The sequence below is a fragment of the Paenalcaligenes sp. GW821-LYS-B07-1 genome (genome assembly GCF_058803365.1).
This window is the reverse complement of the sequence record NZ_CM179516.1, coordinates 1,974,659-1,998,118: the sequence shown is the minus strand read 5'-3', so window position 1 is coordinate 1,998,118 and position 23,460 is coordinate 1,974,659. Positions and strand designations below refer to the sequence as shown.

Below are 23,460 nucleotides of genomic sequence, written 5' to 3'. Positions count from 1 at the left end.
TTTCATTATCTAGTCATGACCTGTGATGTTTTTACATGCGTGATCATGACTATCAGCATCACAATAGGAACGGTACAGGTTGAAACGCCGCTCCCGAAGGACAGTTAAGGAGACTCCATGACCTTCACGCAACAACCCACTGGCAAGCGCAATGCCGCGATGCTGGTGTACTTACTGGGGCTAGCAGTAGCTCTTTATACACATTTCTACTTGCCTGGTGAGACCTCCTTGTGGGGTTTGACACCGGTAGTAGTGTTTGCTGTCATCGCCTTGCTGGGTGTTGATATTGTATTGGCGACCATCGGTGCAATTGTGCTGGGCGCTATTATGACCAGCACCACGCCTATTGCGATGGGCAAATTGCTGGCTGACTCACTGGGTTCTTTTATTGCCGTAGTGGGTTTGATCATTGTGCTGGGTGCTGGTGTAGGTGAAGTAGCCTCCAGAACTGGTGCTGCGGAACAGCTGGTACGCGCTATTGTGAAGCGTATTGGTTTGTCTAACCCAGTGCGTGTACGTTTGGGGATCATGGTCGCGTCTACGCTGATCTGTGGTGCCTTGGGTACGCTGGCTGGTGGTAACGCCATTATTGCTGCTGTGGTGATCCCTATCGCTGCTGCGGTACGTTTGTCTCCACCTGCTGTAGCGGCATTGTTCCAGAGCGCTGGTTCTGCTGGTCTGGTGTTGGGGCCATTCACCCCTAACGTTGTGACCGTGACGGGTTTGACAGGTTTGAGCTACGGTGACTACTTGATGGTTGCTGGTCTGCCTATGGCAGCTGCCACGCTGTTGACGGGTTGGTTTATGTCTGGCCGTATCCAGAAAATGACGGCAGACGACTTCCAGTACGAAGAAGCAGCACAAGGTGCAGCCGCTTTTGATATCAATGCAAAAGCCTCTCCTAAAGCGGTTCGTGCGGCATGGGGTTTCTGCTTGACCATCATCACATTGGCTGTAGTAGGTGTGTTGGCTAAAGCGGGTTTTGCGTTTGCGATTATCGTGATGGTGTCTTTGGGTGCAGTAACTGGTTTGGCCGGTGGTTTGAACCCACGTGAAATTTTGGAAGCCATGTACAAAGGTGCAGGCAAACTGATCTGGATTTTCTTCCTGTTCTGGTTGTTCAACCCTGTGTTGGTGCTGGTGGATCAGTTGAATGCGTACCACGCGTTGTTAGATGCGGTTCAGCCGTACCTGATCGGTGTGAGTGGTGCTGCACTATGTATGATTATTGTGGGCTTTAACGTGATTGGTCACATTCCTGGTGCTGCGGTAGCCCAGATGACGTTCACTGCCAAAATCTTTGGTCCAGTGCTGGCAGCAGCCGGCGTAGGCCCAGCAGCGACTACTGCTGTGATTTTGGGGAGTTCTCAGATTGACTGGTTTGGTCCTTTCCCATCGTCTGACATGTTTGGTCAGATGGGCTTGGCTCGATCCACACAACTTAAATACATGCTCTATAACGGTTGGGCAGTCATGGCAATCAACTTGTTGATGTTCGCTGGCTTGTTCATGATTCTAGAGTAAGAAGCGAGGCGTAACGATGTTTACTTTGGGTAGCGAAACACTGGATGTGCAGGAAGTACGTCTGCAACTAGAGAGTAGCCTGACACCATTGTTGGAAAAAGAGCCTGCACGCATTTCTATGGCGGTGCGGACTCTGGATGGCGTTAGCCTGTTTGATTGGCATGTACAGCGCGCGATGCCGTCTGCCAGCTTAATCAAGGTACCCATGTTGCTTTGTTTGCTGGAAGAAGTGGCCAAAGGGCGTGTGAGCTTGGACGATGTACGGGCATTGCCTGACAGCAATCGTGCGGGTGGTACAGGTATTTTGAGCCAATTGCCTGGCGTGCAGGCGTTAAGCCTGCGCGAACTGGCGCACTTGATGATTGTGTTGAGCGATAACGTCGCTACCAACGCTCTGATTGATGTTTTAGGTATGGACCGCATTAATCAATGGTGCAGGCAGGCTGGCTTGGCGTACACCGAACTGCAACGTCACATGATGGATGCGCAAGCTCGTGCGCAAGGCAAAGACAACTGGACCAGTGCTGCTGATGCATGTACGACCTTGTTGTACTTGCTGCAGTCGCCAGTGCTGCCAGAGGCACTGCGTCAGGAAGGTTTGCAAATGTTGGCCGATCAGCGCGAGCGCGGTCACTTTGCGGCTATATTGCCTGCCGACGTAGAGCTGGCCCATAAAACAGGCTCTTTGCCTGGCTTGCGTCACGACGCCGGCATCATGACCGTAGGCAAACGCAGCGTGGTATTGGCTGTGTTGGCTGATGGTTTTACGGATGCGCGTACTAGCTCCACTTTGTATGGTGGTGAAGGTGCGGCTGTGCTGTCCAAGCTGGCAGCAACCGTGGCGGATGTACTCAGAGCCTGAGCTTGTAGTAATGATGAATTACCCGGCTTGCAGGATGAAGCCGGGTCTAAAGATAAGGAATAGCCATGACAACAACACGCGTCGCATTGGTTCAAGTCGATAGTGGACGAGATCGTGAGGCCAATCTGGTTGAGCTAGAGCGTTGGGTACTAGCGGCAGCCAACGATGGTGCCAAGTTGATCATTACACCGGAGTACAGCGATGTGCGCGGTGACAAAGAGTGGGTGAGTGCACAGGCAACACCTATCCCTGGCATGGTCACAGAACGTTTCGCCGCATTGGCACGCCAAACGGGTGCTTGGATACAGTTGGGTTCTATGCACGAAAAAGGTGCAGATGGCCAACGTCTAGGCAACACCAGTGTGGTGTTTTCGCCAGATGGCAGCATTGCTGCTACCTACCGAAAAATGCACTTGTATGACGCTGTAGTGAATGGCGTGACGTATCGCGAATCGGACGAGTTTTGTCACGGCGAGCATCTGCAAAACGTACAAATCGGGGATCTGAATTTAGGGTTGAGTATTTGCTACGACATGCGTTTTGCAGAGCTTTTCCGTACGCTTCGTGCGCGCGGTGCAAATGTGTTGGTTGTTCCTGCTGCCTTCAATGTACATACTGGCAGAGATCATTGGGAAGTGTTGTTGCGTGCCCGAGCGATCGAAAATCAGTGTTACGTATTGGCAGCAGCACAAATTGGTGGGCCAGGCCCAGCCATGCCGTGTTTAGGCCGCAGCATGATTATTGATCCTTGGGGCACCGTTCTGGCATGTATGCCAGATCAGTCCGGCTATATCTGTGCAGACATTGATCCTGCTCGTGTAGCTCGTCTGCGTGAGTCGTTGCCTGCTTGGGATCACCGCCGCGGTGATTTGTACCCAATTCAGCAGTAAAAAGATAGTGGAGTAAAGGATGACTGAAGCAACCAATGCCGTTTTTGAGTTTCATGCAGGGACTAGCCCTTTGCTGATTTCTATGCCGCACGTGGGCACCTATGTGCCAGACGACGTGTTGGCGCGCATGAGCCCGGAAGCCCGTCAGTTGCAAGACACTGACTGGCATCTGCCACGCTTGTACGCATGTGCCCGTGAGCTGGGCGCTTCCATCCTAATTGCTAAGTACTCCCGTTATGTGGTGGACCAGAACCGTCCACCTGATAACGCCAGTTTGTATCCTGGGCAAAGCGTTACTAGCCTATGCCCGTTAGATACCTTTGGTGATGAGCCGTTATACCAACCAGGTGCTGAGCCAAACGATGCAGAAGTTGCTGCACGACGTGAAGCGATTTGGCGCCCTTATCACCAGCAATTGCAGCAGGAACTTGAGCGTTTGCATGCCCAGTTTGGTCGTGTAGTGCTGTGGGATGCGCATTCTATACGCTCAATTGTGCCTAGGTTTTTTGATGGGAAATTACCTGATTTGAACTTTGGTACAGCTGACGGTGCTAGTTGTGATCCAGAATTAGCACAACGCTTGCTGAGCGTAGCGCAGCAAGATGAACGCTATAGCAGTGTTCTGAATGGCCGCTTTAAAGGTGGTTATATCACCCGAAACTATGGCAACCCAGCCAGAAATATCCACGCGGTACAGCTGGAAATGGCACAGTGTTGCTACATGGAAGAAAAGTGGCCATTTGAGTATCAAGAAGAAGTTGCCGTGAATGTGCAACCCTTAATCAAGTCACTGTTGAACGAAGCACTAGCCTTTGCTCAGGACAAGCGCGATTAAGCAATCCCTTGCCACAACAAGTTTGCACCCCTGATGGGGTGCTTTTTTTTTGGGGTACTGCAGATCAAATCAGTTGTGTGTGTCTACCAAGTGGTCTAGCTATACTCTAAAAAGTGGTAGGTCAAAGTAGACCATTCTGCCGCTATAAAAGAAGCTCTGCTGTTTTTATTCTTTTAGGTGCTGGAGCTACGCATGTCTACCGCGACATATTCTTCCTCTTTTGCTTGGCGTGACTGGGTGCACCCAGTAGTGGCCGGTTTAATTTCTGTGTTAGTGAATTATGGGGGCACCTTTATTTTGGTGTTCCAAGCCGCCAAGGTGGCAGGCTTGAGTCCTGAGCTCACAGCGTCTTGGGTATGGTCGGTGTCTATAGGGGTGGGGGTGACAGGCCTAGTCTTAAGCTGGCGTACCAAAGTACCGGTCATTACGGCGTGGTCTACGCCCGCTGCGGCGTTCTTGGTGACGGCTCTCGCCACAACCCCTTATGAGCAAGCGGTAGGCGCCTATGTGATCTCTGCTGCCTTGTTTGTGCTGTTGGGCTTGTCAGGCTGGTTCGAGCGATTGATACGCTGGATTCCGCCTGGTATTGCGGCTGGTTTGTTGGCAGGTATCTTGCTGCAGTTCGGCATACAAGCTTTTGGTGGCATGAGTGTGGATCCATGGTTAGTGGGCACCTTAGTCGTTGCCTACGTGCTTCTGAAGCGATTCACGGCACGGTATGCCGTGGTGGGGTTGTTGGTACTGGGGCTGGGCTTGCTGTTTGTGCTGGATAGGGTAGAGCTGCAAGGGGTAAGCCTGCAGTTTGCGACGCCCGTATTCACGATGCCTGCCTTTTCGGTGAATGCGCTGTTAAGTGTGGCCTTGCCGCTATTTTTGATTACGTTGACGGGGCAATACATGCCAGGGATGTTGGTGCTGCGTAACGATGGTTATCACACTAAGGCTAGCCCTATAGTCAGCATGACCGGCTTTGGTTCATTGTTGATGGCTCCATTTGGTTCACACGCCTTTAACTTAGCGGCCATTACTGCCGCCATCTGTACGGGGCCAGAAGCACACGAAAATCCTTCTAAGCGCTGGATAGCAGGGGTGGCTGCCGGTATTTTCTATATTTTGGTGGGGGTGTTTGGTGTGACCTTAGCGGCCGTATTTATGGCCTTGCCAGCTACCTTCATTACGACGTTGGCAGGGTTGGCGTTACTGGGCACCATTGGCGGCAGTTTGGCCAGTGCATTGGCGGAACCCAAAACCCGGGAAGCATCGCTCATCACTTTTTTAGCTGCGGCTGCCAACATTCAATTTTTGGGCATAGGTGGGGCGTTTTGGGGGCTAGTGATAGGCTTGTTTGCCCACGTTGCATTGCATGCGCCGTTTAGACGTTCACGCTAATGTAGGGAGGCGGCTTTCGCCTACGGGTAGGTATAAAAAATCCCATCATGTGGTTGTTACATGATGGGAGAGGATAAAAGATTTTAAATGAAAATTACGGGTAGAAAGTGGAAACTAACGCTAAACCCGCTGGAATGGAAATTAGGGCGCAAAAAGTACTAATTACGACGGTAGATGCCGATTCATCCATATAAGCTTTATTGCCAACGGCTAAAGCAGGAACGGCAGTAGCAGTAGGAATAACACCAATCAAAAAGGCCGATGCTAATAGTTCACCGCGTAATCCTAGGGCAATCCCTACCCCAAGAATTAAAAGCGCTTGGACGATGTTCTTTACCACCACGTTAAAGATAATTTCTTTGTTCAGTGAGAACTTGGATTTAGAAATAAATAAACCCAAGAAGAACAGCGCTACACCACCCGCCGTTTTACCCAGTTCATTAATGGAAGAGCTCAGAATCTCGGGTAAACGTACGCCGCACACCGCCAGTACAGCGCCCAGAATAGGCAGAATGACCAAGGGTTGGGATACCGCTTTTGCTAGTGCTTTGACAGGGCTGCTACCGGCGGCACCGCCACCTAACAATGCCAATGCCAACGGCAGAATCAAAACGGTGTAAATCAGGTTGCCGATTACCATTGCGATCAAGCCAGATGAACCCACAGCGGCGATCAGCACTGGTGGCCCGCAGTACGCCATATCAGGGAACGACACCGCCAGCGCTTGCATGGTGGCATCGGCCTTGTTGTGTTTGAACATCACGCGACCCGCAATATAGCCCAATATATACGTAACAATTAAACCTATCGCTAACGCTAAGGCGTAATCAATATTCAGAATATTTTTGGGTGATGAACTAAGAGCAGCCAAAAATAACGCCAAGGGCAGGGCGATTTTTACGACGTAATCCGCAAAAGCCTGCGAGTAGTCTTGTTTTACAAAACCTGTTTTCCCGCATCCCCAACCAACCGCTATGCCCAGCGTGATAGGGCCTAACGCCTCCAGAATGGTGTGCATTAACATATTTTTATGATCCTATTCCAAACGAGTTTGTTAAATAAATAAAAGAAATATTTATGAAATAAAAAGTTGGGTTTTTGGTTGGAAAAATTAATTATAGCTTTCTGATTTGGGTAAAAATAAATACTTGATCATATTCCTATGTTACTGGGTAAAACAATTGTAAAGAAGTATTTAATATGGGGTTAAATAGTGGTTTTTCTGGATCCCATTTCAATGGTTTTAGTTTTATTTTTCATAAGTGGATTATGATTTAAATTGCACCGAAATCTGATGGGAAATTTAAGCTCAAGGGGAAAAAATGATTCGTTGTGTAAGGCTCTCAACAGATGAGCATGGTCAATCAAAAATCGAAGAAGGTTTCATAGACTTGCCTGGCGGTGAGCGTGGGGATTTGGTGGGCGTGCCAACGAATGCAGTGAGCATTTCGTTTAGAGAAACCAGCGAAGGCGGTAGCTTTGACTGGCATACTGCACCCGCTCGCCAATATGTGCTGACCCTCAGTGGTGTGCTGGAGTTTGAAACTCGCACAGGTGAGTGCTTTCAATTAAGCCCCGGCGACGTATTGTTAGCTGAAGATACCGTAGGCGGTGGTCATAAGTGGCGCTTATTAAATAACGACCCGTGGCGTCGTGCGTACGTGATTCTCCCGTTGGGTGAGACCGTACCGTTTGTACCTGCTAAATAAGAAGTTGCTGAACAGGAGTAGTTATGACGAATCAACGTTTGCCTGCTAATGCCGATATAGTGATGATTGGCGCAGGCATCATGAGTGCCACGCTGGGAACATTGCTAAAAGAGCTGGAACCCTCACTGAACATTGTTGTGTTGGAAGCGCTGGAAGACTGCGCGCAAGAAAGTTCTGATGGCTGGAATAACGCAGGTACTGGTCACGCGGCCAACTGCGAAATGAATTACACACCACAGCGCCCAGATGGCAGTGTGGATATTTCCAAAGCGTTGGAAGTCAACACTGAATTCGATTTGTCCCGCCAGTTGTGGACATACCTGATCCGCAAAGGATCCATTCCTGACCCTCGTGCCTTCATTCATCCTTGCCCGCACATGAGCTTTGTGTGGGGCGACGATAACGTGAAGTATTTGCGCGAACGTTTCAAGCAAATGTCGGCGCACCACTGCTATTACGGTATGGAATACAGCGAAGACCCTAAACAGATCGCTGAATGGGTACCTCTGGTAATGGAAGGGCGTGATCCTAGTGAGCCTATTGCAGCGACACGCATTATTACTGGTTCTGATGTGGACTACGGTGCGTTGACGCACATTTTGTTTAAAAGCCTGGCCCAAGAAACGGGTGTTTCAGTGAACTACCTCAGCCGTGTGCACGATTTGAAACGCGCCGCAGACGGTAAATGGCAGGTAGATGTACGTAATGCACACAGTGGTGAAAAACAATCGGTGACAGCCAGGTTTGTGTTTATCGGTGCAGGTGGTGGCGCATTAGAGTTGCTGCAAAAATCCGGTATTCCTGAAGGCCACGGTTATGGCGGCTTCCCGGTTAGCGGTATCTGGTTACGTTGTGACGTTGATGATGTCAGCGAGCGCCATCACGCTAAGGTCTACGGTAAAGCGCCACACGGTTCGCCACCTATGTCGGTTCCACACTTGGATACACGCATTATTGGTGGCAAAAAATCCATTTTGTTCGGGCCGTACGCGGGCTTTTCTTCTCGCTTCCTGAAACACGGCTCTTTGCTGGATTTGGCGAAGTCCGTACGCCCAGGCAACGTGGTGCCTATGTTGGATGTGGCCAAAGATAACTGGCAACTGTGCGAGTACTTGGTGTCCCAAGTGCTGCAAAGCGAAGCGCACCAATTTGAAATGCTGCGCGAATTCTATCCTGAAGTGCGACCACACCAGTGGACCAAAGCGGTGGCTGGTCAGCGCGTTCAGATCATCAAGCCCACACACCACCACGATGGCGGGATGCTGGAGTTCGGTACTGAGCTGATCACGGCATCTGATAGCTCTATTGCGGCGCTGTTGGGTGCGTCCCCAGGTGCGTCAACAGCGGCGTTTATTGCATTGGAAATTCTGCAGAAGTGTTTTGCGGACAAACTGACTCCCGATGGTTGGCTGAACAAACTGAAGAGCATTATTCCTACCTATGGCATTGACCTGAAAGTGGATGCTGCTGCATGTAAAGCCATTCGTGCCGAAACGGCTGCTGTGTTGAAACTGGAAAATATCTAAGGAAGTTCCTCCATGAAGATTAAGAATGTTGCCGATTTGTTGACCGAAACCCTCATTGAAGCTGGGGTGAAGCGCATTTATGGCGTGGTGGGGGATAGTCTGAACGGGGTGACTGAGTCCATCCGTCAACGCCCTGAGTTGGAATGGGTAGGTGTACGTCACGAAGAAGTGGCAGCATTTGCTGCTAGTGGCGAGTCACAAGTAACTGGTGAATTGGCTGTGTGCGCAGGGTCGTGCGGGCCAGGTAACTTGCACTTGATTAACGGTTTGTTTGATGCGCACCGTAGCCGTACTCCGGTGTTGGCGATTGCTGCACACATTCCCTCTGCGGAAATTGGTAGTGGCTACTTCCAAGAAACGCATCCACAAAATTTGTTCCAAGAGTGCAGTCATTACTGCGAAATGGTGTCAGACCCTAAACAGTTGCCTTACGTATTGGATAATGCCATTCGTGCGGCAGTAGGCCAAAAAGGGGTGGCTGTTATCGTCTTGCCGGGTGACGTAGCATTGGCAGCATCGCCAGTGAGCACGGTAACACCACATTTGGGCTTGATTCCTCCTGTGCCGGAAGTACAGCCTGCCGCGGCTCAAATTGATGCCTTGGCAGAGTTGTTGAATAATTCTGGCCGCGTTGCCTTGTTTACTGGTCGAGGTTGCGCCGGTGCACACGATGAGTTGCTGAAACTGGCTGATGCGCTGAAAAGCCCTATGGTTCATGCTTTGGGCGGTAAAGAGCATGTGGAATACGACAATCCTTACGATGTAGGGATGACCGGCTTTATCGGGTTTTCATCTGGCTATGCTGCCATGCACGCGTGCGATACCTTGCTAATGCTAGGCACTGATTTTCCCTATAAACAATTCCTGCCTAGCCACGTTAAAGTGGTGCAAGTCGATATACGCCCAGAAAACCTGGGTAGACGTGCGAAATTGGAGTTGGGTGTAGTGGGCGACGTCAAACTGACTATTCAGCGCCTGTTGCCTAAGCTTAAAGCACGTACAGACAATAGTTTCCTGGATGCCGCGCGCAAACATTATCAAGAAGCCCGTAAAGGCTTAGATGAGTTGGCGCAGCCAGGTAAACATGGAGTAATACACCCGCAGTATCTAGCACGTATGTTGAGTGAGAAAGCGTCTGAAGATGCGATCTTCACTGCCGACGTGGGTACTGCGACCGTGTGGGCTGCCCGCTATTTGAAAATGAATGGCAAACGCCGTTTAGTGGGTTCTTTAACACACGGTTCTATGGCCAATGCGATGCCCCAGGCTTTGGGTATTAAGCACGCATTGCCAGAGCGTCAAGTAATTACATTTTCAGGAGACGGTGGCTTGTCCATGCTGATGGGGGATTTGATCAGCCTGAAACAACACAATATTCCTGTGAAAGTAGTAGTTTTCAATAACGGTGTGCTAGGTTTTGTGGCACTGGAAATGAAAGCGGCTGGCTTTGTGAATACAGGGGTTGATCTGGATAATCCAGATTTTTCTGCTGTGGCTCGTGCCGTAGGCATTCATGGGGTGCGCGTCGAGCATCCTGATGATCTTCCTGCAGCGATAGAAGAAGTTCTACAGCACGAGGGGCCTGCTTTGCTAGATGTAGTAACGGCGAAGCAGGAGTTGGTGCTACCTCCTACCATTGGTCTAGAACAAGTGAAAGGTTTTGGGCTGTGGGGGTTAAGGGCGGTGATGGATGGCCAAATGCACAATGTGCTGGACTTGGCTAAAACCAATCTTTTGGACCGCTAATAATCTGGTGCCAGGCTGGTGTGGTTTGCTGGTTTTTCTGTTCTGTCCCACGTTTTGGTTGTTGCAGCAAAAGACGTGGTGCAGGATAAAACAGTTGGTTTTCACCTAGATAATTATTATGGTAAATGAAACCGTCGTTGATCTGTCCCGCTTGCAGTTTGCGGCTACAGCACTTTATCACTTCTTATTTGTCCCTTTAACTCTTGGTCTGTCCATTTTGATCGCTGTGATGGAGACGGTATACGTCACCACCGGGCGTGAGATATACAGACGTATGACCCAGTTCTGGGCCAAGCTTTTCATGATCAACTTTGCGCTAGGTGTAGCAACAGGGTTGACCATGGAAGTTCAGTTTGGGACGAACTGGTCTTTTTACTCCAGCTTCGTAGGGGATGCGTTCGGTACCTTACTGGCGGTAGAAGGCCTAATGGCGTTCTTCATGGAGTCTACCTTTATCGGTCTGATGGTATTGGGCTGGGATCGCATGTCCAAAGGTAAACACTTGGTGGTGACTTACTTGGTTGCACTGGGTTCTAACCTGTCGGCTTTGTGGATTCTGGTGGCCAACAGCTTTATGCAAAGCCCACTGGGTGCTGAGTTCAACCCCATTACCATGCGTATGGAGTTGTCCAGCTTCTCATCCATGTTCTTCAACCCTGATGCACAAGCCAAGTTCGTGCACACCGTATTAGCAGGCTACGTGACTGCAGCGGTATTCGTCTGTGGTGTGAGCGCGTTCTATATGCTGCGTAATCGACATATGGATCTTGCGCGTCGCTCTTTCCGTATTGCCGCGTTGTTCGGTGTATTGGGTACCGCTGGTGTTCTGACCCTGGGCGATGCCTTAGGCTTAATTGGTGGCCACGCACAGCCTACCAAACTAGCCGCAATGGAAGCGCTTTGGAAAGAAGAAAAAGCACCAATGCCATTTAACGCTATTGCCTTCCCTTCGCAAGAAGAGCAGCGCAACCTTGGCGAAGTACAAATCCCGGCCTTGCTCTCTATTCTGGTTACCCACTCGTTGGATGGCACAGTACCTGCCATAGATCAGTTAGAAGAACAGGCTAAGGTACGTATTCGCAATGGTATTCCTGCGGTAGAAGCGATGAAAACCTTAAGTGCTAATCCACTGGATGTAGAGGCGCTTGCTCAGTTTGAAGCGCACAAAGTTGATGTGGGTTATGGCTTATTGGTACAACGCTACGCACCTGATGGCGACTTCTCCTTGTTGACCGAGGCAGATATCGCTAAAGCAGCCAATGACACCATTCCTGAGGTATGGGTGATCTTCTGGTCATTCCGTATCATGGTGGCGTTGGGTCTAGTGATGTTGGTGTACTTCGTGGCGGCATTGGTTCTTACGTTGTCCAACAAAGTACAAAACAATCGCTGGTTCCTGCGTTGTTCTGTATGGATGATTCCTATACCGTTTATCGCATGCGAAATGGGTTGGATCGTAGCGGAAATGGGTAGACAGCCATGGACCGTGTATGAAATGTTGCCAACATGGTTGTCGGCATCCACACACAGCGTGACTTACATGATTGTTTCGTTGGTAGGTTTCTTGTTGTTCTATACGATTTTCGCGCTGATCGAGATGTACTTGATGATCCGCAGCATTCGTAAAGGACCGGAAGATGCCCCAACAGGCAACGCTCCGGCTACCCAAACATCTGCCGCGACAGCGTCATAATCTAGGGAGTCAACCATGGAACTTTATTACGTACTTCAAATAGTCTGGTGGCTACTCTTAGGGGTGCTGCTGATGGGGCTAGGGGTGATGGTTGGTATGGACATGGGCGTAGGTACATTACTACGCTATGTGGGTCGTACTGATGCTGAACGTCGTGTAGCCCTGAACATTATCGGCCCACACTGGGATGGTAATCAGGTGTGGTTCATTCTGGGCGGCGGTGCTATTTTCGCAGCTTGGCCACTGGTATACGCCACGGCATTCTCCGGCTTCTACATTGTGATGCTGGTGCTGTTGTGGAGCATGATCATTCGCCCACTGGGTTTTGAGTACCGCAGTAAGTTGCCTCATGCTGCATGGCGTAACGCCTGGGATTGGAGCTTGTTTGCGTCCGGTTTGATCCCTATGGTGATTTACGGTGCTGCGATCGGTAACGTACTGCAAGGCGTGCCTTTCCATTTCGACTGGCGCATGACGTCGTACTACACTGGTAGCTTCTGGGAACTGCTGAACCCATTTGCCGTTTTGTGTGGTTTGGTGTCGGTGTCCTTGTCCATTTACATGGGCGGTGCCATTTTGATGAATGGTAGCGTAGGCGATATCGCTAAACGTGCTCGTAAAGCATCTTTGCTGGGTGGTATTTTAGCGGTTGTGTTGTTTACTCTGTGCGGTATCTGGGTAGCCAACATGGACTTCTTCCGTATCGTATCCTCACCTGAACCTGGTTTGGCACAGATCCCCTTGCATCAAACTGTAGAAGTAGTGGAAGGTGGCTTGTTGAGAAACTTCCATAACTATCCTATTTTGTGGATAGTGCCTGCATTGGGCTACGTAGGTTTGATCGTAGGTATGCTAGCGCTGAAAGCGGGCCGCTCGGTAGTAGGCTGGTGGATGGGCGCGTTGGCATGGATCGGTGTATTGGGTACTGCTGGTGCAGCCATGTTCCCATTCATTATGCCTTCCAGCACTAACCCTTCGCACAGTCTGACAGTGTGGAACTCGGGTGCTAGCTCATTGACCATGAGCTGGATGCTTGGCTTCACCATCATTTTTATGCCGCTGATTATTGCTTATACCAGCTGGGCATTCTGGGTGATGCGCGGCAAAGTGACGACTGAGCAAGTCGATAGTTCAGAACACGCTTTATAAGAGGAGTCACATTATGTCGGTGCTTATGCGTTTTATTGTGCTCCTGATTTTGGCTGTTATCGCTATTTTGCTGACGGTCATCCTCGGAGATTACGGCCCTTGGTATTTGTCGTGGTTGCTAGGTACAGGTTTTATGATACTGGTAGCGGCAATGGGCGGCGTCTTGTATGAAGAGCAAGAGGACGCGTTGGACAGACCTGCTGAAGTAAAAAGCAGGTCGTCCTCAGGTTACTAATCAGCTTAGGCTGAGGTTGTAACCGTTTCGAAGTGCTCTGTGGAGGGGGCTTCAGCGAAGAATTCGCTGATATAACCTCTCCACTTAGGAAAAGCGGGAGACTCACGGAAATCCACCATGTGGTTTTCCAGAGTCTCCCATTCTATATGTAGCAGGTAGTGTTCAGGCTTAGCTAGGCTATGGTTAAGGTTGTAACGAATGTAGCCTTTGGAGTGGCGGATTACGCTCTCAACGCCTTGTGCTACAGCTGCCTCAAATTCTTTTTGCTTACCAGGTTGAATCTGGATACTGGTGAGTTCGTGAATCATAGTAATCCTTGCTAACAATAATTAGAAATAGAAGTGGGCATAATGGCTAAAGCCGCACGCCCATTACGTGAGTGGGATAGCTGTCAAAGCATTGTTGATTCTAGCGTAGCAGTAGTGGCCGAGGCTATCAGTCTTACAGTACAACCCACATCGAGGAACTATTGATGGAATGGAATTTTTACGCTGAGTCGCTGCTGGTCTATGTGGTGCTGGCTGTGAAATTACTGGTGGGGTTGGTCATTATTATTGCCAACATGAATTGGACGGGTAAAACCAAACTGTCGCAGATGAATGCCATCGACTTGGTGGGTAATTTTGTGCTGGGTGGTGTAGTGGGTGGCATTATCTATAACAAAGACATCAGCTTTCTGACCTATATAGTGTGCTTGTTAATTGGTATAGGGTTGATTGATGGTTTGAATTACCTCGTGAACCGTACCAATTTCTTTAGATCATTTGCAGTGGGTTGTCCGATCACGTTGATTGCAGAAGGTAAGTTTTGTGTGGCGGCGATTAATGACAAGAAAAATAAAATTGATCTCAGCATCGTCGCTAGCTTATTGCGTAGCATGGGGCACTTCTCATTCTCGGGATTAGAGTTCTTGCAAATAGAACCTGGCGGGCAGTTAACCGTCATCGAGAAAAAAGAGGGTGGGCCTAGACCGGCGTTTATTGTGCTGATGAATGGCACTATTTTCTCTAGTCTGCTTGAAAGTCTAGACAAAGATGCCGCATGGCTAGAGACGCAGTTACATCAAGCTGGCTTCGAACAGTTACACACCATTTTTATGGTGGAATGGTGGCAAGAGTCTTTGACTGTGGTGTGTGACAATGGCATGGTCAAAACCATTAAAGCAGCGCCTTGAGCGTTGGCATACTACGTAGAACTACGGAATTTCTAGTCAGTCTTACCTTTGCGAGTCATGGGCTGAGCGCGCTACCCTATATACGCTTGTGCCACTGCCTTGTGTGCAGTGTGAGTGGAAACCTGTTTGATAAGGTGTAGAAATGCGTAGATTTTTGACGGTTGGAATGGTGTTGTCGTTGGCAGTGGTGATGATGCAAAAGCCAGCACTGGGGGCGTCGTCGGCCGCATCGTTGCTGAGTGCTGTAGCGCAAGGTGACATGGCTGAGCTTCAGCAACTACTCGCTGACGGTGCTGATTTAGAAGCCCGTGATGGGCAAGGCAGAACAGCGTTAATGCGTGCTACACGCGCTAATCATGTGCAGGCTGCTACGGTTCTGATAGAGGCGGGCGCTGATGTCAATGCAAAAGACAATATAGAGGATAGTCCATATTTGTATGCGGGTGCCCAAGGCTTAAATGATATTCTCTTGTTAACCCTTGCGCATGGCGCTGATCTGCAAAGCATCAATAGATATGGTGGTACAGCGCTGATTCCTGCCGCTGAAAAAGGTCATGCCGATACGGTAAGTATCTTGCTAGATGCTGGCGTGGAAGTCGACCACGTTAACCGTTTGGGGTGGACGGCATTATTGGAAGCCATCGTGCTTAGTAATGGTGGCCCTGTGCATCAGGACATTGTCCAACGTCTGATTGAAGGCGGTGCCGATGTGAATTTGCCTGATGACAAGGGTGTGACACCCTTGCAGCATGCGGAACGCCGAGGGTATAACAAAATCGCTGCATTGTTGCTCGCAGCCGGTGCGCGATAAGGAGCCTAGAACATGACCATAAGCACAGAAAAAGCAGAGTTTTTACGTGAGGCAATTGCGTTGGCCTATGCCAACCAACAGCAAGGCGGTAGGCCTTTTGGTGCGGTAGTAGTAAAAGATGGGCGTATAGTGGCAACCGGCGTTAATGAAATTCATGCCACACACGACCCAACCGCACATGCAGAATTGACTGCATTACGAGCCGCCAGCCAGAAGCTGCAATCCCCTAATTTATCGGGATGCAGTGTTTTTGCCAGTGGGCATCCTTGCCCGATGTGCATGGCAGCCATGCGCATGGCAGGGGTAGGGGAAGTGATATATGCCTATTCCAACGAGGAGGCCGAGCGATATGGGCTCTCTACTGCAGCCATTTATGCAGAATTAGCCTTGCCTTTCTCGGAACAAAGCATGCATATACAGTATGAACCATTGCGTCCTGAGTCTTATACAGGCTTGTATACAGAGTGGAAATCAAAACAAAAGTAGTAGGGCAGCATGGATGTAACCGTAACGCATAAACACCAATCTACAGCGTGGTTGTTGGTGGTAGTGGCCATCATAGGATTAAATTTACGTCCGTTTATGACAGGGATTGGGCCGTTGGCCGAATCCTTGCGTGATGTCACGGGGCTAAGTCAGCAGGGGTTATCTATGCTGACCTTAATTCCTATGGCCTTGATGGGGGTGGTCGCCTTTGCTGGGCCTGCGTTGCAAGGTAAGTTAGGTGCGAGATTACTTGTGCTATTGGCCTTGTTGGTGATCGCCATAGGGGCGTTATTGCGTTGGGTCACAAGTTCGGGCGGGGTGCTGCTACTTACGGCTGCCATCATGGGCTTTGGAGTGGCCATTATTCAGGCTGTATTCCCAGGTATTATCAAACGCCAATTTATGCAGCGCAGTAGCGTTGTGATGGGCTTGTATTCAGCGATGATGATGGGTGGCGGTGCATTGGGAGCACAGTTATCGCCTTGGGTGGCGCAAGCTACAGGTAGTTGGCAAATAGGCTTGGCGTGGTTAGTGGTGCCAGCGTTACTTGCACTGTTGTTAGCCATGAAATTGTTGCCTATGGATCCACCGCGTAGTGCAGGTAAGCGAGTCTCTATACAACCCTTATTGCGCCGCCGTAGAACATGGTTATTGATGTTGTGTTTTGGCTTGGTGAATGGCGGTTATTCGTCTGCCGTGGCGTGGCTTGCGCCAGCGTATCAAAGCTTGGGGTGGAGTGCAGCGTACAGCGGTAGTTTATTGGCCGTGATGGCGATTGCTCAAGCGGTAGCTGCTCTGGTGCTTCCTGCTATCGCTTGCAGGAAGCCTGACTTCAGACCGTGGTTGTGGTTTACATTAGGTTTGCAGCTAGTGGGCTTTGCTGGCTTAGCATTTTGGCCTGCAGCAGCCCCGTTATTGTGGGCGATTGTAGTGGGAGCGGGTTTGGGAGGTTGCTTCTCGCTCACGATGGTGGTGGCTTTAGAGCATTTAAAAGATCCTGCACAAGCGGGTGCATTGGCCGCTTTGATGCAAGGTGGAGGTTTCTTGTTAGCCGCTGTGGCGCCATGGATCGTGGCCACCTTGTACGATGCCACAGAAAGTTATATGGCCGGTTGGGTGTGGCATGTAGGCTGTGTAACGGTAGTGAGTGTTCTGGTGTGGCAGTTCGCACCTAAAGGCTATGCGCAGGCAATGGGCGTTTCGGCGTCAGCAGAATAAGCCAGCACAGTAAGTGTCGCAGCTAGGTGGTAGCTATACCTCACCACTGGGCATGAAAAAAGCAGCTCAATTGAGCTGCTTTTTTCGTATGCCATTACTACAGCATTACTTGCGTTCTACAGCCAATGTGTAATCACGGCTGCGATTAGGTTGGTTCCACATGGTGACCTGAATTTGGTACTCACCAGGTTGCAACGCTACTTCTACGCGAGAATCCAGATTGTCATTGTTGTAGTCAATGTCATCATTCTCAGCAATCACATAACCGTCTTTTTGCAATGACAGGTACGTGTCAAAAGAAGGAGAGCCTAGATCAATCACATAGTTACCCGCTTGTGCGATAGTCAAGTTATGGGTAACACGATCTGCGCCGGATTGCATGATGGCGTGTATAGATTGACCGGGGGTGATACGTGGGTCATCAACGTTAGGAGGCAGGTTGTTGCCACCTAATGTCAGCTCGTATACACCTTGCTGTGAGCCATCAATAGACACAGTGTGTGTACCAGCAGGTAGGATTGCACGTGTGCTGCCATCGTTTTGGCGACGTGGGAAGCTAATAGGCAAACCGTCTAGTTCTACATCAGCGTCGAAACCTAGCGCATCTACTTTCAGGTGCACGAAAGTAGGTTGTGCCAAGACAAAGCTGAAGTTTTGCTGTTCACCAATGTACAAACCAGCTTGTTTTTCACCATTAACGGTCAGTACATCACCGGATTTCAGGCTGACTTCAGGGATGTCTGCTTTATTGATGATCAAGCGGTAGGTACCGTTAAAGGTATCAGCGCCCAAAGCAGAGCTAGTTTGGATGGTGTAGGTACCAGGCTCTAGGTATGTTTGGATCTTGGCGTCATAGTTGTCGCCGCCATCATCATCCGAGGCGATTTCACGACCAGAGCGATCCAGCAGATCCAAGTAAGGGTCAACCTGACCTTGGTCGGCTTTCATGTCGATGGTGTAGATGGCTGGCTCTTTCACTTCTAGGGTGAAGCTTTGCTTGCGACCCATCGCAATTTCAGTGATATCCATGCCAGTTTCAACCACGCCACCTACGTAGCTCTTCAGTGGTGTAGCAGTAACGCTGAATGGGCCATAAGCATTAGCGTCTATACCGCTGACGATAACGTCGTACTTACCACCTGTTTCGGCTTTGAAAGCCAATACAGAGGCTGATGCTTTGGCATCACCTTGTTTGGAATTGGCTACCAGCATGCCATTTTGCAGCACGCTGATCTGTGCGCGTAATGCGCCAGTTACGTCAATTTTGTAGAACAAACCGGCTTCAGCATCCAAGGTGTAAGGAACGCTACGTACGCCGTTGCTCAAGTTAACCAAACTTGTGCTGTTGATTTCACCTGGGTGGGCTTTATCTAAGGCCAGTACTGGGAAAGCAGACTGAGAGACTGCAGGATTTTGGTCTTGTTGATAATAGTAAGCGGTACCACCACCAGCGATAACCGCCCCAAGAATGGCGGCAAAGATAGTCGAGAGCTTCATGTGTATAGGGATCTCTAAGTAGTATGAGTGGCTTCATTGTACTAGGGCATTCCCTAAACAACGCGCTGTATTGTTAAGAAGCGTGAATTCAGTGCGTTACTGTGTAATTAGTTGTAAGTATTTTCGAATTAAGCTGTTTTTGGCCGCGCAAGAACGGATTGCTATACGGTCATAGTCAATGTATGACAGACAGTGTGGTGGCATGAGAGGGGCTACTCGTATCTCGTAGGGATAAAAAAAGCTGCTCCGTAGAGCAGCTTTTTTATTTCGACGTATAAAACGCTTATTTACGTTTTACGCTCAAGCTGTAGTCACGGTTGCGAGAAGCTTCGCTCAGTGCCATAGCTTGGATTTGGTACTGACCTGGCTCCAGCGACATTTCAATGCGGGAGTTAGTGTTGCCGTTGCTGTAATCGATATCGTCGTTTTCAGCAATGGTGTAACCATTTTGGTTCAGGGACAGCGATGTATCGAAAACAGGCGAAGCCATATCGATAACATAGGTACCAGCTTGAGTAATGTTCAGGCTGTAGTTGATACGGGTAACGCCCGACAACATTACAGCTTGGCGGCTGTCGCCTACACGAATGGCGCCACCACCAGCGTTAGCCGGTACAGCGCTGGCAGCCAATGTCAGGTCAAACACACCACCTTGTTGGCTCTCAATGCCTATAGTGTGGGTGCCTGCTTCCAATACGGCACGTAGTGTGTACACACCACGGCTTTGGTAGTTGATGTTAGCGCCGTCTAGCGTGACGTCTGGATCAAAGCCCAATGCACGAACATCAAGGTTAACCAACATGGTTTCTGGCAGTTCAAAGCTGAACTCTTGTGCTTGACCGTTATGCAAGCCTGTTTGTTTTGCTCCATCGGTATGCAAGGTTGCGCCAGATTCCAGAGTAATTTCGCTTGTTAAGGCTTCTTTAGCGATCATTAGACGGTAAGTACCTTGGAAGGTTTCAGCGCCTACAGCAGAACTAGCCTGAATGGTGTAAGTGCCGGCCTCCAAGTACGCTTGAATCTTGGCATCGTAGTTATCGCCACCGTCATCGTCAGCAACCAATTCTTGGCCGTTTTTATCCAACAGAGTCAGATAAGGGTCCAGTCGGCCTTGGTCGGCTTTCATGTCGATGGTGTAAATCGCGTTTTCTTCTACTTCCAGAGTGAAACTTTGCTGACGGCCCATAGCAATTTCGGTAATGTCCATACCGGCTTTAACTATGCCACCTACGTAGCTTTTCAATGGTGTTGCAGTAACACTGAATGGGCCGTAGGCATTGGAATCTAAGCCGCTTACTACTACGTCGTATTTACCAGCTGTTTCGGCTTTAAATGCCAACACCGCAGGAGCAGCAGCGTTAGAGCTACTGCTGCACTCATTGCAACTACTGCTGTTTGTTGTGGAGCTGGCAATCAGCAGACCATTTTGCAGCACACTGATCTGAGCACGCAACGCACCAGCTACAGCAATTTTGTAGAACTGGCCGGCTTCAGCGGTCAATGTGTACGGTACGCTACGTACACCGTTGCTCAAGTTGACCAAGCTGGTGCTGTTGATTTCACCGGCTTTAGCTGTGTCCAACGGCAAGGCAGTAAAAGCTGCTTGCTGTGTTGTGCCTTGGTTTTGCTGGTAATAGTAAGCAGTACCACCACCAGCGATGGCTGCGCCAAGAATGGCTGCAAAAATAGTCGAGAGCTTCATTATGTTAAGGTTCTCTGAGTAGTAAGAAAGTGTGCATATTGTACTCAGGCATTGGCAAAAAAATATAATGAATTGTTAGGAGTACAGAAAACGTTTGGGTATTTAGGCGCTGGGTGTCATGCCAGCGAAGCCCATCAGTAATCTCATTAGCCCAGCAACTGCACCTAAGCTGGCAATACTGCATATCCAAATGAGGACTAGCCAGCCTAAGCGTTGCGTCAACGTGCCTGGGGTGTTGGTGTTGGTCGTGGCTTTCATTCGTGATACCCCTCTTGTGTTTTGCCGCGAAATACGTAGTAAGACCATGCTGAATAGCACAAAATAATGGGGATAATCAGCAACGCACCTACTAAGGTAAAGCCCAAACTTTGTACAGGAGCTGCTGCGTCATAAATGGTGAGATCCGGCGGAATAATATGAGGCCATACGCTGATCACAAAGCCGGTATAGCCTAAGAATATCAATAGCAATGACCAGACAAATGGCCCAGCATGCGGGGCACCACGCAGGCAGCGGAAAATAGCGAAACAGGCCAGCAATACTAAAAACGGCACAGGCAAGAAAAACCAGAGATTAGGAAAGCTAAACCAGCGCTCGGCAATGTCGGGGTGACGCAAAGGTGTCCAGAAGCTAACTATGGCGATAGAGGCTAGTAAGGCCAGCGTAATAGGGCGGGTGATGCGTATCATGCTTTGTTGTAGTGGGCCGCTGGTTTTCAGTATTAACCAGGTTACTCCCAGCAGCGCATAGGCAATGAGGGTGCCGATGCCAGTGAAGATAGAGAAGGGAGTAATCCATCCTGCGACGGCATAGCTGCTGTCATCCAGTGGTATACCGTCAATAAAGGCACCCAATGTCACACCTTGGAAAAAGGTGGCCACAATGGAGCCCAACATGAAGGCTTTGTCCCAAAAGGCTTTGTGTGCTTCATCGGCTTTGAATCGGAACTCAAACGAAACGCCGCGCCAAATTAGTCCTGCCAGCATCAACAGCAGCGGTATATACAGTGCGCTCAACACCACGGCGTATGCCTTAGGAAAGGCAGCCATTAAAGCGGCACCACCCAGCACCAACCAGGTTTCATTACCATCCCAAACGGGGGCGACACTATTCACCATGGTATCGCGATGTTGGCGATCGGGAATAAAGGCAAACAAGATGCCTATGCCCAAGTCAAAGCCATCGGTAATCACGTACATCATGATGCCGAAGCCAATGATCAATAACCAGATCAAGGGTAAATCTATGCCCATGACTACTCCTTGTTATGTGTAGAGGAAGAGTGTGCGGACGTTGCTCCAGTCGTGGCAAGGTGGCTCGCGCGCAGCGGTTTTATGGGTGTTTCTTTTTGTGTGGAGGGGTCATCAGGGCCACGGCCAATCAGGCGCAGCATATAGAGAATGCCTAGACCAAATACCGCCATATACATCACTACTAAGACTAATAAGGTGACCGACATAGTGGCGGTAGAGTGATTGGATACCGCATCTTTGGTGCGCATCAGTCCATAGACTATCCAAGGCTGTCGGCCTATTTCAGTGGTGTACCAACCGGCAAGTAAGGCGATTAACCCAGACGGCCCCATCCATAGAGCAAAGCGCTGCAATGCTTTTGATTGAAAGGCTTTGCGACGCCATAAGGCGGTGGCGCTCCACAGTGCTAAGAGCAGCATCAATAGGCCCAGACCCACCATGATGCGGAAAGTCCAGAACACAACGGCAGCAGGAGGTCTATCGGCGGCTGGGAATTCTTTTAAGCCAGGGTATTGGCCATCCCATTCATGGGTAAGGATTAAGCCACCCAAATTAGGGATAGAGAGGGCGTAACGCGTGGTTTCGGTTTCCATATCAGGTAAACCAAACAGGATCAGCGGAACACCTTCTCCGGGTTTGTTTTCCCAGTGGCCCTCAATGGCTGCAATTTTGGCAGGCTGATGTTTCAGTGTGTTCAGACCATGCAAGTCGCCGACGAAGATCTGCACTGGAATTGTCGCCAACAGCATCCACATCGCCATGGAGAACATGGTGCGTATAGCAGGTTCTTGTTTGCCTTTAAGCAGATGCCACGCGGCAGAAGCCCCTACCAACAAGGCCGTACAGATAAAGGCTGCCAATACCATGTGGGCCAAACGGTACGGGAAGGAAGGGTTGAAAATGATCGCAATCCAATCTGTAGGAATGACCACGTTATTCACGATTTCGTAGCCTTGGGGCGTTTGCATCCAGCTATTAGAGGCCAGAATCCATGTGGCGGAAATCAGCGTACCTATGGCAACCATGATGGTGGCAAACCAGTGCAGTCTAGGGCCTACTTTATTCCAGCCAAACAGCATGACACCTAAGAAACCAGCCTCTAGGAAAAAGGCGGTGAGTACTTCATAGGTTAATAGTGGGCCAGTGATGCTACCGGCGAATTCAGAGTAAAAGCTCCAGTTGGTGCCGAATTGGTAGGCCATGACTAAGCCAGACACCACACCCATACCGAAGTTAACGGCAAAAACTTTGGACCAGAAATGGTAGAGCGTTTGATAAACCGGATTCTTTTTCCATAACCACATGCCTTCCAGTACAGCGAGGTACGAAGCCAATCCTATGGTGATCGCGGGGAAAATAATATGAAAGCTTATGGTAAAGCCGAACTGAATGCGGGCCAGTTCTAGTGCATCTAGGCCGAACATGCGCAAACCTCCGAGTACAGCCAATGGAAGAAGGGGCTGCCGCATAACAGTGTGAGTTCAGCAACAACCCATGAAAGCTGTAAACCATACAAGATTTATATTGTATGCATACATAACATTAATTTGTATGCGTAATATAGGTTATTTTGTATGGATTATCAATCTTGTTTTGTATGGGTGTTGTGTGGGGGTTAGGAGGTTTACGGCAAAGATAATACGATCTTAGCGAGAACTACGCATAAGATTCAGATGTTTTGTTTGTATGGGGGAAGTGATGGGAGAGTTTTTCTTGTATGGTTTTTTGTATGGAATTATTATTGCAAACCATCAAGAAAGG

The 23,460-nt window shown here is 49.6% G+C and carries 22 protein-coding genes; 15 read left to right on the top strand and 7 right to left on the bottom strand.

The features are described from left to right. Positions 1-117: 117 nt before the first annotated feature. The 5 genes from AC3QL0_RS09510 (at position 118) to AC3QL0_RS09490 (ending at position 5,500) form a co-directional block, all read left to right on the top strand. Positions 118-1,524, top strand: a complete 1,407-nt coding sequence (locus AC3QL0_RS09510; protein WP_493008265.1) for a gluconate:proton symporter — start codon at positions 118-120, stop codon at positions 1,522-1,524. 16 nt (positions 1,525-1,540) lie between these two features. After that, entirely contained in the window at positions 1,541-2,386 is an 846-nt protein-coding gene (locus AC3QL0_RS09505; RefSeq protein ID WP_135864610.1) for a serine hydrolase, read from the top strand. A gap of 65 nt (positions 2,387-2,451) precedes the next feature. Next, the gene (locus AC3QL0_RS09500) at positions 2,452-3,276 is read left to right on the top strand and encodes a carbon-nitrogen hydrolase family protein (protein WP_135864608.1); all 825 of its coding nucleotides are present in this window, start codon (positions 2,452-2,454) and stop codon (positions 3,274-3,276) included. Between the two features lie 19 nt (positions 3,277-3,295). Beyond that, positions 3,296-4,111, top strand: a complete 816-nt coding sequence (gene hutG / locus AC3QL0_RS09495) for an N-formylglutamate deformylase (protein WP_493008264.1) — start codon at positions 3,296-3,298, stop codon at positions 4,109-4,111. 192 nt (positions 4,112-4,303) lie between these two features. Next, positions 4,304-5,500 carry a benzoate/H(+) symporter BenE family transporter gene (locus tag AC3QL0_RS09490; RefSeq protein WP_493008263.1) on the top strand — a complete coding sequence of 399 codons (1,197 nt, stop codon included), beginning with the start codon at positions 4,304-4,306 and terminating at the stop codon, positions 5,498-5,500. Between the two features lie 94 nt (positions 5,501-5,594). On the opposite strand, the gene AC3QL0_RS09485 is transcribed toward AC3QL0_RS09490, so the two are convergent. Further along, positions 5,595-6,524, bottom strand: a complete 930-nt coding sequence (locus AC3QL0_RS09485; protein ID WP_493008262.1) for an AEC family transporter — start codon at positions 6,522-6,524, stop codon at positions 5,595-5,597. 298 nt (positions 6,525-6,822) lie between these two features. Between AC3QL0_RS09485 and AC3QL0_RS09480 the strand changes: the two genes are divergently transcribed. The 6 genes from AC3QL0_RS09480 to AC3QL0_RS09455 all read left to right on the top strand — a co-directional run bounded on the left by AC3QL0_RS09480 (position 6,823) and on the right by AC3QL0_RS09455 (position 13,558). Continuing rightward, positions 6,823-7,209 (top strand): cupin domain-containing protein, encoded by a 387-nt coding sequence (locus AC3QL0_RS09480; protein ID WP_135866221.1) that lies wholly within the window; start codon positions 6,823-6,825, stop codon positions 7,207-7,209. A gap of 23 nt (positions 7,210-7,232) precedes the next feature. After that, complete coding sequence (gene mqo, locus AC3QL0_RS09475; RefSeq protein WP_493008261.1) at positions 7,233-8,735, top strand: malate dehydrogenase (quinone); 1,503 nt, start codon at positions 7,233-7,235, stop codon at positions 8,733-8,735. 12 nt (positions 8,736-8,747) lie between these two features. After that, the gene (poxB, locus tag AC3QL0_RS09470) at positions 8,748-10,481 is read left to right on the top strand and encodes a ubiquinone-dependent pyruvate dehydrogenase (protein WP_493008260.1); all 1,734 of its coding nucleotides are present in this window, start codon (positions 8,748-8,750) and stop codon (positions 10,479-10,481) included. 118 nt (positions 10,482-10,599) lie between these two features. Continuing rightward, a complete protein-coding gene (locus tag AC3QL0_RS09465) occupies positions 10,600-12,174 on the top strand; it encodes a cytochrome ubiquinol oxidase subunit I (protein ID WP_493008259.1) in 1,575 nt (524 codons plus the stop codon). A 15-nt stretch (positions 12,175-12,189) separates the two neighbouring features. Beyond that, the gene (gene cydB, locus AC3QL0_RS09460; protein ID WP_493008258.1) at positions 12,190-13,323 is read left to right on the top strand and encodes a cytochrome d ubiquinol oxidase subunit II; all 1,134 of its coding nucleotides are present in this window, start codon (positions 12,190-12,192) and stop codon (positions 13,321-13,323) included. A 13-nt stretch (positions 13,324-13,336) separates the two neighbouring features. Continuing rightward, a complete protein-coding gene (locus AC3QL0_RS09455) occupies positions 13,337-13,558 on the top strand; it encodes a hypothetical protein (protein ID WP_493008257.1) in 222 nt (73 codons plus the stop codon). Positions 13,559-13,563: 5 nt separating this feature from the next. Here the strand turns inward: AC3QL0_RS09455 and AC3QL0_RS09450 are convergent, their stop codons facing one another. Beyond that, entirely contained in the window at positions 13,564-13,866 is a 303-nt protein-coding gene (locus tag AC3QL0_RS09450) for an antibiotic biosynthesis monooxygenase family protein (RefSeq protein WP_493008256.1), read from the bottom strand. A gap of 164 nt (positions 13,867-14,030) precedes the next feature. Here AC3QL0_RS09450 and AC3QL0_RS09445 point away from each other — a divergent pair, with 164 nt between their 5' ends. The 4 genes from AC3QL0_RS09445 (at position 14,031) to AC3QL0_RS09430 (ending at position 17,247) form a co-directional block, all read left to right on the top strand. Further along, positions 14,031-14,732: a DUF421 domain-containing protein gene (locus AC3QL0_RS09445; protein WP_493008255.1), complete on the top strand. Its 702-nt coding sequence runs from the start codon at positions 14,031-14,033 to the stop codon at positions 14,730-14,732. A 142-nt stretch (positions 14,733-14,874) separates the two neighbouring features. Further along, complete coding sequence (locus AC3QL0_RS09440; protein ID WP_493008254.1) at positions 14,875-15,543, top strand: ankyrin repeat domain-containing protein; 669 nt, start codon at positions 14,875-14,877, stop codon at positions 15,541-15,543. Positions 15,544-15,555: 12 nt separating this feature from the next. Further along, positions 15,556-16,029, top strand: a complete 474-nt coding sequence (locus tag AC3QL0_RS09435; protein ID WP_493008253.1) for a nucleoside deaminase — start codon at positions 15,556-15,558, stop codon at positions 16,027-16,029. 9 nt (positions 16,030-16,038) lie between these two features. Further along, complete coding sequence (locus AC3QL0_RS09430; RefSeq protein ID WP_493008252.1) at positions 16,039-17,247, top strand: cyanate transporter; 1,209 nt, start codon at positions 16,039-16,041, stop codon at positions 17,245-17,247. A gap of 105 nt (positions 17,248-17,352) precedes the next feature. Here AC3QL0_RS09430 and AC3QL0_RS09425 read toward each other — a convergent pair whose 3' ends face one another. The 5 genes from AC3QL0_RS09425 to AC3QL0_RS09405 all read right to left on the bottom strand — a co-directional run bounded on the left by AC3QL0_RS09425 (position 17,353) and on the right by AC3QL0_RS09405 (position 23,123). Further along, on the bottom strand, positions 17,353-18,744 hold the full coding sequence (locus tag AC3QL0_RS09425) for a hypothetical protein (RefSeq protein ID WP_493008251.1): 1,392 nt from the start codon (positions 18,742-18,744) through the stop codon (positions 17,353-17,355). A gap of 283 nt (positions 18,745-19,027) precedes the next feature. Next, entirely contained in the window at positions 19,028-20,446 is a 1,419-nt protein-coding gene (locus AC3QL0_RS09420) for a pre-peptidase C-terminal domain-containing protein (RefSeq protein ID WP_493008250.1), read from the bottom strand. 102 nt (positions 20,447-20,548) lie between these two features. Continuing rightward, positions 20,549-20,704, bottom strand: coding sequence for a DUF2474 domain-containing protein (locus AC3QL0_RS09415; protein WP_493008249.1), 156 nt, complete (start codon positions 20,702-20,704; stop codon positions 20,549-20,551). Beyond that, positions 20,701-21,699, bottom strand: a complete 999-nt coding sequence (gene cydB / locus AC3QL0_RS09410; RefSeq protein WP_493008248.1) for a cytochrome d ubiquinol oxidase subunit II — start codon at positions 21,697-21,699, stop codon at positions 20,701-20,703. The genes AC3QL0_RS09415 and cydB (AC3QL0_RS09410) overlap by 4 nt, the downstream gene beginning before the upstream one ends. A gap of 2 nt (positions 21,700-21,701) precedes the next feature. Then, a complete protein-coding gene (locus AC3QL0_RS09405; protein ID WP_493008247.1) occupies positions 21,702-23,123 on the bottom strand; it encodes a cytochrome ubiquinol oxidase subunit I in 1,422 nt (473 codons plus the stop codon). Positions 23,124-23,460 lie beyond the last annotated feature (337 nt).